Below are 13798 nucleotides of genomic sequence, written 5' to 3' on the forward strand. Positions count from 1 at the left end.
CACGTTATCGGTTTGAACGATGAAACGACGGACGGTCCTGGGCGCCGGTGGGGCGCTCGCCGCTGGGGTGGTCACGGTTGCGACCGCCGCGAGTCAGACGTCGCGTGACGACGCGTTCGTTTCGGCGGCTCGAGCGCCGCCAGCGGCGGATAGGGTCGAACGAGAGACGGAACGCCTCCTCTCTGGTACTGAGCACGAGACGCCGCTGCACGCGATCGACGCGCCGGAAGAAGGCCCGACGGTGATGGTGTTCGGCGGGGTCCACGGCGACGAGCACAACGGCATCGACGTCGCTCACGAAATCACCGACTGGAACCCCGACGCGGGGACGCTTGTCGTCGTCCCCGAGACGAACCGCGTCGCCGTCGAGAACGAGCAGCGAGAAGGCACTGACGGAGACCTCAACCGGATGTTTCCACTGGACCGCGAACCGATAACTGACCTCGCTCGCGGCATCTGGGACGCCGTCGAACGCTACGACCCCGACGTCGTCCTCGATCTACACCGATCGCTCGGCATCTTCGGCCTTCACGACCGATACGTCGGCCAGGCAGTTTTCCACACGCCTGACGCCCACGGCGACGAACTCGCGACGTCTCTCAACGATGACCTCGTTCCCTGGTACATGCCCGCTCACCGGTTCGTGGCCATGGAGAGCACTCAACCGAGTCCGCTCCTGTTCAAGAAGGCAGCACACGAACTGGGGTCGACCGCCTACCTCTTCGAGACGACCCGCTTCATGCTCGACCGATCTACGAAAAACGCGTTCACGCGGGCAGCGGCGGCCCGCGTCCTCGCACTACACGGCCTACTCGAGACGGAGGCAGTGGTGGCCCGATGACCCTCACTCTCCGACGCGTGCTGGCGGGCCCGGCGACCGTCGCCACGTTTCTCTTCCTGGTCGTTCCGTTTGGCCTCGGCTGGCTCAAGACGGCCCTGTTCTCCCCGCTCGCGCTTCCCGGCTACATCATCTACGCGATCGGGTCGGCGGTCGGCCACAGGCTCGCGCCACAGTTCGAGCTCTGGGTCTACTGGATCCCCTTCGTCGCCGGGTGCTACGGGATTTCGGTCGTCGTCGGAACGGTATACGAGTGGGCGCGAGCCGCGATCTCCCAGTAATCCGTCGGTCTGCCCAGCTCGAACGGATTCGCCGAGGCTGGCGGGAATCACGCCCTTTTTACCCGACGACGGGGAAAAGCCGGTATGAGCTTCGACGAAGACGACCGCGTCGTCTTACACGACAAGCACAGCGAGTTCGACGGCGAAACTGGCACCATCACCCAGACGATGGAGTCGATGTTCGGCGACACGACCTACACGATCAGCTTCGAGGACGGCCAGGAGGCCGGCGTTCCGGAGGATGCCCTCGAAGCAGCCGAGGACGAGGCCGCCGACGAGGATGTCGTCGAGGACGAAGACGAAGAAGACGACGCGTAACTAGTCTCGATTCGCCCCCAGTAGCGCGTCTCACCACCGCCGTTCGACCCCGACTCGAGGACACGCCGATGCCACAGATTCCGCTTCACTACGTCGACCTGCGAACGTTCTGCTACGCCACCGAAGACGACAAGCGCGTCGAGGCGGCGCTGAGACGCTTCCTCCCCGAGGAGGCCGAGATCGAACGCGTCGAGAGCGAGGGCCACTACGGGGACCGTATTCTCGTGCTTTCAGCCCGCGTCGAGAACGCCGACGACGTTCGCCACGTGCTCGCCCAGTTGACCGACCTCGAGACGTTCGACCGGCTGCTGGCGGAACTCGACGACCGCGTCACCGACAACTGCGAACTGTTTCTCCGCCTTGACAAGCAGGCCGCCTTCGGCGGGGACGTCCGACTCGGCGAGGGGATCACGTTCCGCGCGAAAGTCGAGGCCTACCCGGCGAAGAAGCCACAGGCCGTCGAAAACGCCGAGACGGTGCTCGAGGAACTGGCGGCCGATGCTGGCGAGGAGTGACTGATAACGCTTCGTTACCGGTTATCGTTCGCCTCCGCCCGAAACGTCTTCTGCCTGGCGAACCGTCAACACCGGCGCGTCGGAGAGCCGAACCACCTTCTCGGCCACGCTCCCGATCAGGTAGCGATCTAGCCCGGTCCGGCCGTGCGTCCCCATCACGATCATATCGATCCCCTGACTCTCGGCGTACTCGAGAATCTTCGTGTGAGGACTGCCGCGCTCGAGCGTGGTGATAACCGGCTCGACGCCAGCCCGGGCAGCCTCGCCGGAGACGTCCTCGAGGACCGAGTCGCCGACGGTCTCGAACTGCTCGACGATGGGGCCGGTTTCGACGTCGCCCGCGAAGACGGCCTTGTCGATCACGTAGAGGACGTGTAACGCGGCGTCGTACTGGTTCGCGAGGTCAATCGCGTGCTCGAGGGCGCGACCCGTCGTCTCGCTGCCGTCGGTGGGGAGGAGGATTCGCTCGTACATCGCTGTGAGTCGTGTGTTCGAGACCCACGGTCAAATAGTATGTGTCGGCGTTTGCCGCAGTCGCGTCAGGGGTCGCCGTGTGAGACGCCCTCGCGCTGGTCGGCCTGGAGTCGCCGCACCGCGGCCCGCGCGTTGCCCGCCTCGTAGCCGAAGATGACGTCATTCCCGTAGTGACCGGCCACCTCGGCCGCCTGACACAGGTTCTCGAGGTCGACGTTCACCGCGTAGAGTTCGATACTGAACGGCGTCTCGAGCGCGCTCTCGAACCCTTTGGCGATCGTCTCGAGCCAGTAGGTCGTCGTGTACCCCATGTCGTAGAGGGGGACGACGAACTCGTCGACGTGGGGCTCGAGGGCCGCGAGGTCGAGCCCGGATCGCTCGTAGAGGTGTCCCGGGTAGGGGTCGGGATACAGCGTCAGGTAGACGCGGCCGGGGATACGATCGGCCGCCGCCTCGACGAACTCGGTGATCACGTTCGCGCGCCACGCGAATCGATCCTCGAACTCGCTCTCGGCGAAACGTCGCTCGCACACCTCGCATCGACAGTACTCCGGGCGCGGGAAGCCGACGTCGTCGAGACGAACGTCCTCGTTCGCGGCGACGCAGTCGTCGATGATCTCGAGGAGTCCATCCCGGTACTCGGTTCTCGAGGGGCATATGTAGGCCCAGTCGAAGTAGGGCCGCTCTCGCGTGGCGGGACGGCCCTCGTCGTCGACGGGGACGAGCGAGGGGTCGGCGTCGGCCGCCGCGTTGTCACCGAAACAGGAGACCATGTTCACTGCGTCGGGGAGCGGTTCGGCGGATCGACCGGTCACGTCTTTGACTTCGTAGAACGCCCGGCCGAAGTCGTCCCACACGACTTCGTCGGGGTTTCGCGTCACGACGCCGTACATGGGCGGCGATAGGACGTCGAGACGGTAAGCGGTTCTGATTCGCTCGGTTCCTCTCTACTCGATCGGCTCGTACTCGACGTCGACCTCGGACGTGCTGAAGACGACTTTCCAGAGAACGACGACGGCGACCAGGACGAACAGGAATTTGATCGTACGCGACATGTACGCGTGGAGAGTCAATCTCCTAACACTTAGAGATTCTGGATAGTCTCGGAAATAGAACGAGAAATTCGTTCGTCACCTAGCGCGAGTCGATCAGGTCGGCGATTTCGTCGCGAACGATCGTTTCGCAGTACGAACAGCGAACCCCGTCCTCGAGGACGTCGAAGCGGGAGGTGACGGGTTCGTTCTCGGTCGTGATGCAGGTTGCGTTCGGGCAGGTGAGCACGCCCTCGACCTCCTCGGGTCGTTCGACGCGGTGTTTGCTCGCCACCTCATAGTCTCGCACGATGTTGATCGTCGCGTCGGGCGCGATCAGCGAGAGCACGTCGACTTCCTCCTGGCTCAACTCGCGGCCCTCGACCTTCACGATGTCCTTGCGGGCGAGTCGGTCAGAGGGGACGTTGATCCCGACGGAGACCTCCTCGTCCTGGCTGCCGTCGATTCCGAGGATCGCGAGGACGTTCAGCGCCTGGCCACCCCGCACGTGGTCGATGACGGTGCCGTTTCGGATCTTGCTGACGCGGAGTTCGTGGTCGTGGTCTGGGTCGTCGTCGTGATCGTGATTATCGCTCATCGAGACACACCCCCTTCGAGAAGGCGATTGAGCAGCGCCATCCGAACCGGCACCCCGTTGTGCGCCTGTTCGAAGTACGCCGCGTGGTCGGTGTCGTCGATCTCGGGCGCAATCTCGTCGACCCGCGGGAGCGGGTGCATCACCGTCAGGTCGTCGCTCGCGGCCTCGAGCGTCTCGAGGTCGATCTGGTACTCGCCGGCGATTCGCTGGTACTCGTTTTCGTCCGGGAACCGCTCGCGCTGGATGCGGGTCACGTAGAGGACGTCCAGGGAGTCGAGGACCTCCTCGAGGCTCTCGTGTTCGCGCACGGACGCCCCTTCCTGATGAAGGTCGTAGACGACTTCCCGCGGCAGCTGCAGGCTCTCCGGGCTGACGAAGTGCTGGTGAGCGTCGAAGTTCGACAGCGCGTAGGCCAGCGAGTGGACCGTCCGTCCGTACTTCAGGTCGCCCATGATCCCGATCGAGAGGTCGTCGAGACCGGCGTTCTCCCGGATCGTGTAGAGGTCGAGCAGCGTCTGGGTCGGGTGGTGGCCCGCCCCGTCACCGGCGTTGATCAGCGGGACGTCGACGAACTCGCTCGCCATCTTCGCGGAGCCCTGACTCGGGTGGCGAACGACGATGGCGTCGGCGTATCCCTCGATGACGCGGACGGTGTCGGCGAGCGTCTCCCCTTTCTTGACGCTCGAGGACTCGACGGATCCCATGTCGACGACGTCCCCGCCGAGGCGTTTCATGGCCGTCTCGAAGCTCATCTTCGTCCGGGTGCTCGGTTCGAAAAGAGCAGGCCGAGAATCGTCCCCTCGTGTTTTCCGGCGACGGCGTCCGGATCGGCGTCGATCTCGGCAGCCCGGTCGAGGACGGCCTCGACGTCCTCCCGCGTGAGGTGTTTGCTCGTGATGAGGTGATCGTGGCGCATCTACTCGAGATGGCACGCGCGGGCCTCTTGAATCTCCCCATCCCCGTTCGCCGTCCGTTTGTCTATCCCCATCCACCGCCCCCGTTCGGCGTCCGTTTCTTCACCCTCGTTCGCCACCCCGTTTGCCGTCAGTTCGTTCCGGTACTGGCCTCGGCTCCGACTTCGTTCGCTTTCCACCGTAGCCTCAGAACGTCTTCCGCCCCTCGTCCGTGATCACGCTCTCGAGGAGGGCGACGGGAGTCGCGTCGTACGCGGGGTTCTCGATGGAGAAGCCTTCGGCCGGTTCGGCCATGACCTCAACGGGCGTCCGATACTCGTTCTCGAAGGCGAAGCCCTCGGAGACGATCTTCGCGGCGGAGCCGAGCACCGTGACCGGAACCTTGAGCTGGGCCGCCGTCGACGCAATCGGAAAGGTGCCCACGCGGTTGTAGAGGAAGTCGTCGACGATGCAGTCCATGCCGATGAGCACGCGCGTACATTCGGGCAGGTAGTGGCCGTGGGCGCTGTCGGTGATGAGAGTCACGTCGAGGCCCGGAAGCGTCGCCAGTCGCCGGGCCGTCTTGCGACCGATGTATCGCGGCCGGGCCTCGGTGACGTACACATCGAAGCTCATCCCGCGCTCGGTGGCCAGCTCGAGGGCCTCGATGACTGTCGAGGAGAAGTCGTGGGTCAGGATCGTCTCGCCGTCTGATAGGTACTCGATGGCGTTCTCGGCGGCTCGGGTCTTCCCGGACTCGACGCGAGCAACGACGTCCTCGATGGCCGTCTCGGTGAACGTCTTGGCCTCCGAGACGGTGTCGGGGTCGGCGTCTTCGACCTGGTGGACGACCTCGCGGACCGCGTTCTGGAGCGAGGCGTGGGAGGGGTTGGCCCGGCGGAGGGCCGTCGCGTTTCGGTCGAGGTCGCGAACGTACTCCTCGACGGTCGCGAACTCCCGCTCGAGGAGGTCCGTCAGCGCGCGCGTCGCCTTTATCGCTACCACCGAGGAACTGTGCGTCTGCATTTCCTTGATCTCCTCGGCCGTCTCGTCGATCATACTCGAGCAGACTGCGGTCAGCACAAAAGGTGTTCCGGGTGGGTGGTTCTGCCGTCGGTGCCGACTGGAATGGGACGTCGGTGCCGACCGGAATCGGGCACACGGCTTTTGGCCCGCCGCGGCGTGGAACCCGGTATGACCGGCGCCGACACGGACACCGTCACCGTTCGCTACACCTGCCCGCACTGTGACGCCGTCGTGAGCCTCGAGCGAGCCCCCGACCTCGCGGATCGGTCCGTGACGACCGTCCGCCAGCCCGGCTGGGAGTACGCGATGCGAACCGACCCGATCGAGGTTCGCGAGACGGCGGACGGCATCGCCTTTCGCTGCGGCGAGGACGGGCCGGTGACCGACCGCGACGGGAACGCAATCGAGGGCTGTGGCCGCCCCTACTACCTCAACTTCGTGCGATTCGAGCACGGCGTCGAACTCGAGCCCGAGCCGCCCACCTACGGGGGGCCGCGGTTCGACTTCCGAACGTGAGACGGCAGCCTCGAGCGTGGCGACGAGCACTCGAGGCCGGCGCTTGCTGAAGACAACACAACGCTTTTCGAGCGCCAGCGGCCACCAGTAGGTATGGACGAAGCCGCCGTCCGAGACCGTCTGCGAACGGTCGAGGACCCGGAACTGGGGGACGACATCGTCACGCTCGGCCTCGTGAACGACGTGACCGTGAGCGAGGACGGTGAGGTCGCCGTCGACCTCGCCCTCGGGGCGCCGTACTCGCCGACCGAAACTGCCATCGCTGGCGCCGTCCGGGACGCCCTCGCCGAGGACGGGGTCGACCCGGAACTCTCCGCGAGCATCCCCGACCGCGACGACTCGAGCGGCGACGAGGTGCTCCCGAACGTCAAGAACGTGATCGCCGTCGCCTCGGGCAAAGGCGGCGTCGGGAAATCGACCGTCGCGGTCAACCTCGCGGCGGGGCTCGCCCGTCGGGGCGCCCGCGTCGGCCTGTTCGACGCCGACGTCTACGGGCCGAACGTCCCCCGCATGGTCGACGCCGACGAGCCGCCGATGGCGACGGAGGACGAGACACTCATCCCGCCGGAGAAGTACGGCGTGAAGCTGATGAGTATGGCATTCCTCGTCGGCGAGGACGACCCCGTCATCTGGCGAGGCCCGATGGTCCACAAGGTGATCACGCAACTCACGGAGGACGTCGAGTGGGGCCACCTCGACTACCTCGTGATCGACCTCCCGCCGGGGACGGGCGACACCCAGCTGACGATGCTCCAGACCATCCCGGTGACGGGTTCGGTGATCGTCACCACCCCCCAGGACGTCGCCCTCGACGACGCCCGGAAGGGGCTCCAGATGTTCGCCCGCCACGACACCGTCGTCCTGGGCATCGCGGAAAACATGGCCACGTTCGTCTGCCCCGACTGCGGCGGCGAACACGACATATTCGGGACTGGCGGCGGGTCGGCGTTCGCCGAGACGCACGACCTGCCGTTCCTCGGGTCGATCCCGCTCGATCCCCGCGTTCGAGAGGGTGGCGACGAGGGACAGCCGACCGTCCTGGACGAGGAGAGCGAGACCAGCGATGCCTTCCGGGAGTTGACCGCCGCCGTCGCGAACAACACCGGCATCGTCCACCGGCGGGCCGTCTCCGAATCGGTCGCCGAGCGAACGCCGCCGGTCGACGCGGGCGAAGGCGCAAGCGCGGGCGAGGGCGAGCACTGAGCCGACATGAGCGAGCACACTGAGAGACCATGAGCGGCGACGAGTTCGAGCCCGATTCCGAGCGCGTGACCCTGCTCCGGGAAATCGCCGACGACGTGCGCGGGGACTCGAGCGAGAGCAAGCAACTGGCGAACATCCTCTACCGGACGAGCGACCTCTACGACGAGGCCGAGGACACCTCGCCCGAGGAGATTGTACGGAACGTCAAATTCATCCTCGAGGTCACGGAACGCGGCGGGCTCGGGCGCTGAGATTCGGTTTTCGACTTCTCGAGGGTCGAGCGCCGAGGGCCATACGGAGGCCGGAGCGCGTCGTTTTTGTAGCCGCCGACCCCAGAACGACCGTGGACGCGAATCAGCAGTCGACGGCGAACCCGTTCGGCATGGACGAGGCCTGCGAGAACTGCCCAGAACTCTGTGTATCGCGCACGCAGGTCGTCCACGGCTACGGCGACGTGGGGGCCGACTTCCTGTTCGTCGGCGAGCGACCGAGCGCGCGGGCCGACACGGTTGGGATTCCGTTCCTCGAGGCGGGTCCCGAAAGCGAAGGCGAACGCGAGACCGGCGACGACGGCGGAACGGGTGGAGACGGAGCCAACGGCGGCCTCTACAGAATCCTCCAGCGCCTCGGCCTCTGCGCGAGCGCGAGCGACCCCGAGGAACCGGAACTCGCCAACGTCTACCTCACCCTGCTGACTCGCTGTCGCGACCCCGAGCGCCCGCCGACGGACGAGGAGGTCGTCACCTGCGAACCGTACCTCAACGCCGAGATTCGCATGATCAACCCCGAGATCATCGTCCCCGTGGGCCAGCGCGCGCTCACCGAAATCGGCACCGAGTACACGACGACGGCCGCGGACGACCTCGAGATCGAGACCCACCACGCGACGACGATCCGGGGCCGCGGTTTCGAACTCGTGCCCATGCTCGAGCCCGCGGCCCAGACTCAGGCCCAGACCCAGGCCTGGCTCGAGCACTTCGTCGACCTGATGGCGTCCGATTATCGACAGACGAAGGGACGACAGGGGCGCTGACGAGGTCGCCAGGAGGGCCAAGTGGAGGCCGCAGATGCCGGGACTGCCGGGACTGATCGCCCGAATTTGGCACGCTGAGCCACACAACGCTTAAATCGGAACCGTTCATAGTCGCGAGTATGCACAAGGACGAACTGCTCGAGCTCCACGACGAACTCGTCGTCATCATGGAGTACTTCTCCGAGCGAGAGCACGTCGACGAGAGCCTCTTCGACGCCTATCACCAACTCGACGTCGACCCCGACGACGTCCACAAGTCGAAGAGCGAGCACAAACACGCCGTCTTCGTCCTCGGCAACGCGCTCGCGAACGCGATGAGCGAGGACGAGTTCTCGAGCGCGGGCCGGATCGGCAAGCGCATGAAGGAACTGGCCGACGACGCCGAGTCGAAGATCTAGCTGGGACTCGAGGCTGACGATAGACCTCCGATTCGCCACCGAACCAGGCGAAACGTATTTACACCGGTTCCCGCTTGTTGAGATATGGATCCGCGCACGCAAGAGCGCGTCGAGCGATGGGACTCCCGTCCGTTTTCCGGCGGTTACGACGGTCTCTCTTCACTCGCCGACGAGGAGTTCTCCGGTGCCGTGACGTCCGGTGGTGCCTGGGCGTTCATGCTCAACGGACGTATCGTCGGCGTCGTCGACGGCGCTCTCGAACAGTTCGACGGAGCGAGCGGCACGACGTACGTCGCACCCCACCCCTCGCTCCCGTTGCTGTGTACGATGGACGAACAGGGCGGCGAGACCAGGGCGAAGTACTACACGAACGACACGCCACTGAGCGAGGTCGACCAGACGCTCCAGGAGGGGTCGTTCACCGGTTACATCGAACTGAGCGAGCAGGTGCTCAGCGGCGACTACTACCTCGTGTACTACGGCGGTCGCCGGATGGCTGCGGCCTACATCGGGAACGCACAGCGACTCCTGACCGGCGACGAGGCGTTCGAACGGGCCGACGACGAGGTCGGCATCTACGAGGTCGTCGACGTGGATATCGACATCCATGACGTCCCCGGATCGGCGCCAGCAACAGAGCCGACGTCCGGGAGCTCGACGACACCGGCGGGCGGGTCCGGCGCTGCGAGCGGGGCGGCCGGTGCGTCCAGTCCGTCGACCGATGGCGAGCGCGACGTCGAAACGCAGTCCGAACCGGCCTCCGAGGGGACGAACGATACCCCCGGCGGGATCACGACGAGTGCGACGACCGAACCGGACCCGGAGCCGGTCGAATCGTCCGGGATCACGGAACCGGCGACCGAAGCCGACGCTCGAGCGGACGACGATCCGACCGTCGAACGCGACGAAGTCGACGAACACGACGGACTCGAGGACGCCGAGACGGTCGACGACGGGTCGACTGCCGACGCGCAGCCGATGCCGCCGGCGGGGGGTGAGAGCCGATCAGACGCGAGTGGCGAGTCCGATCGCGGAGACGACGACGCACCCGGTACGCCGACCGACGCCGGGCCGAACGCGGCGACGCCCGTGGAGGATGCCGAACCGATGCCGCCGGCCTCGAGCGAGTCGCCCGATCCCGAGGAGGTGGAGGCAGCCGCGGAGGAACTCGGCGCCGACGGCGTTCCCTGGGAGGGTGTCGACGAAGACGACGGGGGCGCCGAGGCCCGCGAGGCCCACGAAGCCCGAGAGGCCCGCGAAGTCCAGGACGGCAACGAACGAGAGGCAGACGACCGAGCACCCGAAACCGACAACGAGTCGTCTGAAAGCGATCCGCTCGACGAACGCTTCAAACAGGAAGAGCAGTGGCGAGAAACCCGAAACATCCCCTCGATCGACCCGAAGAAGTCTTCGCGTCCCGACCGGATGGACGAGGACGGATCACGGTCGAAATCGAACGCCGGGGGACGGCGCCGAACGGCGAGCGGTCAGTCGCGCCAGACCGGATCGACGACCACCTCGTCGGCGGCCGGTGGGGCCTCGTCGACCCAGGCGTCGAACTCGAGTAAGGACCGATCGAAGCCACAGCGGGACGGAACCCCCAGCGGATCGGGACAGGGGCGCGCTCGATCCAACGCCAGCACCACCAGAAACGTCCCCCGGGAGGCTCTCGAGGAGGACATGCTCGAGCGCGAGGACAAGATCGATCGACTCACTCAGCGCGTCGACGAACTCGAGCGAGAGAAAGGGACACTCGAAGAGCGCCAGCAGGAACTCGCGACCGAGCGCGACCGGTATCGGGAACGCGCCGAGGAACTCTCGGCGACCGTCGACCGATTGCAACAGCGCATCGAGACGCTCGAGACCGAACTCGAGCGGATTCGAGCGGCCGACGCCGCGGGCGTCCCCGTCGACGGGACCAGCCTCTCGCCCCAGGAGGCGCTGTCTAGGACTAACCTGTTCGTTCGGTACGCCTCGAAGAGCCAGCCGACGCTGACGACAGCCCACGACGAGAACGTGAGTCGCGAGGACGTCGCGGAGAACCTCCGTCTCGAACACCACACGCAGTTCGACGCGAGCGAGGTCGTCGTCGACGGCCAATCGTACGAGGCGTTCCTCGGGTCGCGGATCGAGTACCAGTTCGTCGAGTGGCTCGTCGCGACCCTGCCGTTCGAGATCCGCGATACCGGCCACGCGGACGGCCTCGGTGAGCTGTACGACGCCCTCCCCCGCATCGATCGAGCCGAACTCGATGCCTCGGTCTCCCTCGACGGGGACGACACCGAGGGCGTCCCCGACGAAGTCGCATTCGACGTCGTCGCCTTCGACAAGATGGGGAACCCGTTGCTCGCGGCCAACCTCGACGGGTCACGCGACCCCGCCACCCAGACGGATCTCGAGACGCTAGAGGAGTCCGTCTCGGCGGTCAAGGCCAACCACGGCGAACTCGCCGCGGCGTTTTTCGTCACCTCGAGTTTCTTCGAACCAGGCGCCCTCGAGGTGACCGAGCAGGCGACGGGCGGCGGCGGCTTCCTCACGCGAGACTCACGGCTGAGTTACGTGTCGCTGTCGCGAAAACAGGGTGGATATCACCTGTGTCTCGTGGAGTCGCGTTCGGGCGGCTTCCACATGAACGTCCCAGAACTCTAGGCTATCCTTCGACTTCGGCGACGTCTTCGATCTTCATGCCCTCGAGCTTGTCGACGATCTCGTCGAGTTTCCCGTCGAGTTCGTCGACGAACTCGACCGTCCGCTCGGTCTTGATCGCACCCTGGCTGGAGGGTTCGATGAGGTTCTCTTCTTCGAGTACGCGCAGGGAGTACCGAACCTTGTGGTGGGGGTACCCGGTTTCGTTGGACATCTTGACGATCCCGATCGGTTCGTTCTCGATGACCATCTTCAGGACCTGCAGATGTCGTTCCAGCATATCGACTTCCTTCTCAAGTCGGTCTATCATGGCATTTGTTAACTTGTCTTTGCACCTTTTAAAGATTGCCCTCGAGTCGCGGCAAAATGAACCGTCACCTGATAGTTTGTCGTGACAGAAGTTAACGTTTCGGGTTCGAATATCGGGGCAGAGGGCGACGGATTCTCGAGGAGATATTCACGACTACCCAGATTTTCTCTTCGAAAAGGGGTCTCCTATACACGAACGTGGATCGAATGTCGCCCATCGCGCCCCACAGACCGTAACCGGTTTATCGGCCGGGCAAGAATCCGGCGCCTGTATGACTGTCACAATCGTCGGGTCGCAACTCGGCGACGAGGGCAAAGGCGGCGTCGTCGACCTCTATGGCGACGCTGCTGACGTCGTCGCTCGCTACCAGGGTGGCGACAATGCCGCCACACCGTCGTTCACGGCGGCGAAACGTACAAACTCTCGCTGGTACCGTCCGGTGCCGTGCGCGGCAAGACCGGCGTCCTCGGCAACGGCTGCGTCGTCAACCCCGAGACGCTGTTCGACGAACTCGATCAACTCCGTGAACGCGGTCTCGAGCCCGACGTTCGCGTCGGCGAGCGCGCGCACGTGATACTCCCGTATCACCGCGTACTCGACGGTATCGAGGAGGAAGAGAAGGCCGACCTCGCCGCGGGGACGACCAAACGCGGCATCGGCCCCACCTACGAGGACAAGGCGGGCCGTCGCGGCGTCCGCATCGGCGACCTCCTCGACCCCGAGGTCCTGCGCGAGCGCCTCGAGTACGTCGTCCCCCAGAAGCGCGCACTCGCCGAGGACGTCTTTGGCGTGACCCTCGAGGGCGAGACGGCAGAAGCCTTCGACGTCGACCACCTCTTCGAGACCTACCGCGACTACGGCGAGCGTCTCGAGGACGAGGACATGACCATCGACTGCGGCACCTTCCTCCAGGAGCGCGTCGACGCGGGCGAAAACGTCCTGCTCGAGGGTGCACAGGGCACCTCGATCGACATCGACCACGGTGTCTACCCCTACGTCACGTCCTCGAACCCGACCGCCGGGGGCGCGACCGTCGGCACCGGACTGGGACCGACCGTCGTCGGCCAGGGCGAGGTCATTGGCATCGTGAAGGCCTACCTCTCCCGGGTGGGCACGGGCCCGCTCCCGACCGAACTCGGCGGTGTCGAGGGTCAGACTCCCGGCTACGAGGCTGATGCGGCTGACGAGAACGAGGACGAAGACGAAGAGGAACTCGCAACCTACATCCGCGACGAGGGCGGCGAGTACGGGACCGTCACCGGTCGTCCCCGCCGCGTCGGATGGCTCGACATCCCCATGTTGCGCCACGCCGCCCGCGCAAACGGCTTCACCGGCCTCGCGGTCAACCACATCGACGTCCTCGCCGGACTCGAGGAGGTCAAGGTCGGTCACAGTTACGAGTTCGACGGCGAGGAAATCTTCACCGTCCCGCCGACGACCGAACAGTGGGCACGCTGTGAGGCCACCTACCGCTCCTTCGAGGGCTGGCCGGACGTCGACTGGGCGGCCGTCGCCGAGGAGGGCTACGAGGCCATCCCCGAGAATGCGCGGACGTACCTCGAGTACCTGTCGACGGAACTCGACGCGCCGCTTTACGCCATCGGCGTCGGTCCCGGACGCGAACAGACGGTCGTCCTCGAGTCACCTTACGACGAGTAGCGTCCTCCAGGCCGCCCGTTCGAAGAACTGAGCCGTTTTCTGGCGCGTTCTCGAGCACA

16 protein-coding genes and 2 pseudogenes are annotated in these 13798 nt (G+C 65.5%); 11 read left to right on the top strand and 7 right to left on the bottom strand.

The window, feature by feature from the left end; translation table 11 throughout:
• The first annotated feature begins 19 nt into the window (after positions 1 to 19).
• The 4 genes from ACFQS4_RS00295 to ACFQS4_RS00310 all read left to right on the top strand — a co-directional run bounded on the left by ACFQS4_RS00295 (position 20) and on the right by ACFQS4_RS00310 (position 1952).
• Positions 20 to 841 (top strand): succinylglutamate desuccinylase/aspartoacylase family protein, encoded by an 822-nt coding sequence (locus ACFQS4_RS00295; protein WP_500191564.1) that lies wholly within the window; start codon positions 20 to 22, stop codon positions 839 to 841.
• Complete coding sequence (locus ACFQS4_RS00300; protein ID WP_500191566.1) at positions 838 to 1119, top strand: hypothetical protein; 282 nt, start codon at positions 838 to 840, stop codon at positions 1117 to 1119. The genes ACFQS4_RS00295 and ACFQS4_RS00300 overlap by 4 nt, the downstream gene beginning before the upstream one ends.
• 84 nt (positions 1120 to 1203) lie before the next feature.
• A complete protein-coding gene (locus ACFQS4_RS00305) occupies positions 1204 to 1437 on the top strand; it encodes a DUF1918 domain-containing protein (RefSeq protein ID WP_500191568.1) in 234 nt (77 codons plus the stop codon).
• A gap of 68 nt (positions 1438 to 1505) precedes the next feature.
• Positions 1506 to 1952 carry an RNA-binding protein gene (locus ACFQS4_RS00310; protein ID WP_500191571.1) on the top strand — a complete coding sequence of 149 codons (447 nt, stop codon included), beginning with the start codon at positions 1506 to 1508 and terminating at the stop codon, positions 1950 to 1952.
• 21 nt (positions 1953 to 1973) lie between these two features.
• On the opposite strand, the gene ACFQS4_RS00315 is transcribed toward ACFQS4_RS00310, so the two are convergent.
• The 6 genes and pseudogenes from ACFQS4_RS00315 to ACFQS4_RS00340 all read right to left on the bottom strand — a co-directional run bounded on the left by ACFQS4_RS00315 (position 1974) and on the right by ACFQS4_RS00340 (position 6007).
• Entirely contained in the window at positions 1974 to 2426 is a 453-nt protein-coding gene (locus ACFQS4_RS00315; RefSeq protein ID WP_500191573.1) for a universal stress protein, read from the bottom strand.
• Positions 2427 to 2491: 65 nt separating this feature from the next.
• Positions 2492 to 3319 (bottom strand): hypothetical protein, encoded by an 828-nt coding sequence (locus ACFQS4_RS00320; protein ID WP_500191577.1) that lies wholly within the window; start codon positions 3317 to 3319, stop codon positions 2492 to 2494.
• A gap of 241 nt (positions 3320 to 3560) precedes the next feature.
• Positions 3561 to 4055 carry an aspartate carbamoyltransferase regulatory subunit gene (pyrI, locus tag ACFQS4_RS00325; RefSeq protein WP_500191579.1) on the bottom strand — a complete coding sequence of 165 codons (495 nt, stop codon included), beginning with the start codon at positions 4053 to 4055 and terminating at the stop codon, positions 3561 to 3563.
• A pseudogene (gene pyrB / locus ACFQS4_RS00330) lies at positions 4052 to 4971 on the bottom strand (aspartate carbamoyltransferase). The gene pyrI and the pseudogene pyrB overlap by 4 nt, the downstream one beginning before the upstream one ends.
• Positions 4972 to 5148 (bottom strand): hypothetical protein, encoded by a 177-nt coding sequence (locus ACFQS4_RS00335; RefSeq protein ID WP_500191582.1) that lies wholly within the window; start codon positions 5146 to 5148, stop codon positions 4972 to 4974.
• Between the two features lie 7 nt (positions 5149 to 5155).
• Positions 5156 to 6007: an eIF2B alpha/beta/delta subunit family protein gene (locus ACFQS4_RS00340; RefSeq protein ID WP_500191585.1), complete on the bottom strand. Its 852-nt coding sequence runs from the start codon at positions 6005 to 6007 to the stop codon at positions 5156 to 5158.
• A gap of 135 nt (positions 6008 to 6142) precedes the next feature.
• Between ACFQS4_RS00340 and ACFQS4_RS00345 the strand changes: the two genes are divergently transcribed.
• The 6 genes from ACFQS4_RS00345 to ACFQS4_RS00370 all read left to right on the top strand — a co-directional run bounded on the left by ACFQS4_RS00345 (position 6143) and on the right by ACFQS4_RS00370 (position 11773).
• Entirely contained in the window at positions 6143 to 6490 is a 348-nt protein-coding gene (locus ACFQS4_RS00345) for a DUF7969 family protein (RefSeq protein WP_500191587.1), read from the top strand.
• A gap of 93 nt (positions 6491 to 6583) precedes the next feature.
• Positions 6584 to 7693 (top strand): Mrp/NBP35 family ATP-binding protein, encoded by a 1110-nt coding sequence (locus ACFQS4_RS00350; RefSeq protein ID WP_500191590.1) that lies wholly within the window; start codon positions 6584 to 6586, stop codon positions 7691 to 7693.
• Positions 7694 to 7722: 29 nt separating this feature from the next.
• Positions 7723 to 7944 (top strand): DUF7976 family protein, encoded by a 222-nt coding sequence (locus ACFQS4_RS00355; RefSeq protein WP_254157129.1) that lies wholly within the window; start codon positions 7723 to 7725, stop codon positions 7942 to 7944.
• 92 nt (positions 7945 to 8036) lie between these two features.
• Entirely contained in the window at positions 8037 to 8726 is a 690-nt protein-coding gene (locus ACFQS4_RS00360; RefSeq protein WP_500191593.1) for a uracil-DNA glycosylase, read from the top strand.
• A gap of 119 nt (positions 8727 to 8845) precedes the next feature.
• Positions 8846 to 9124, top strand: coding sequence for a UPF0058 family protein (locus tag ACFQS4_RS00365; RefSeq protein WP_253436521.1), 279 nt, complete (start codon positions 8846 to 8848; stop codon positions 9122 to 9124).
• A gap of 84 nt (positions 9125 to 9208) precedes the next feature.
• Positions 9209 to 11773 carry a DUF7527 domain-containing protein gene (locus tag ACFQS4_RS00370; protein WP_500191595.1) on the top strand — a complete coding sequence of 855 codons (2565 nt, stop codon included), beginning with the start codon at positions 9209 to 9211 and terminating at the stop codon, positions 11771 to 11773.
• 1 nt (position 11774) lies between these two features.
• Here ACFQS4_RS00370 and ACFQS4_RS00375 read toward each other — a convergent pair whose 3' ends face one another.
• The gene (locus ACFQS4_RS00375) at positions 11775 to 12080 is read right to left on the bottom strand and encodes a hypothetical protein (protein ID WP_254157134.1); all 306 of its coding nucleotides are present in this window, start codon (positions 12078 to 12080) and stop codon (positions 11775 to 11777) included.
• Positions 12081 to 12351: 271 nt separating this feature from the next.
• Between ACFQS4_RS00375 and ACFQS4_RS00380 the strand changes: the two are divergent.
• A pseudogene (locus ACFQS4_RS00380) lies at positions 12352 to 13739 on the top strand (adenylosuccinate synthase).
• Positions 13740 to 13798: the final 59 nt, after the last annotated feature.

It is taken from the genome of Saliphagus sp. GCM10025317, assembly GCF_042663665.1.
GTDB lineage: Archaea > Halobacteriota > Halobacteria > Halobacteriales > Natrialbaceae > Natronosalvus.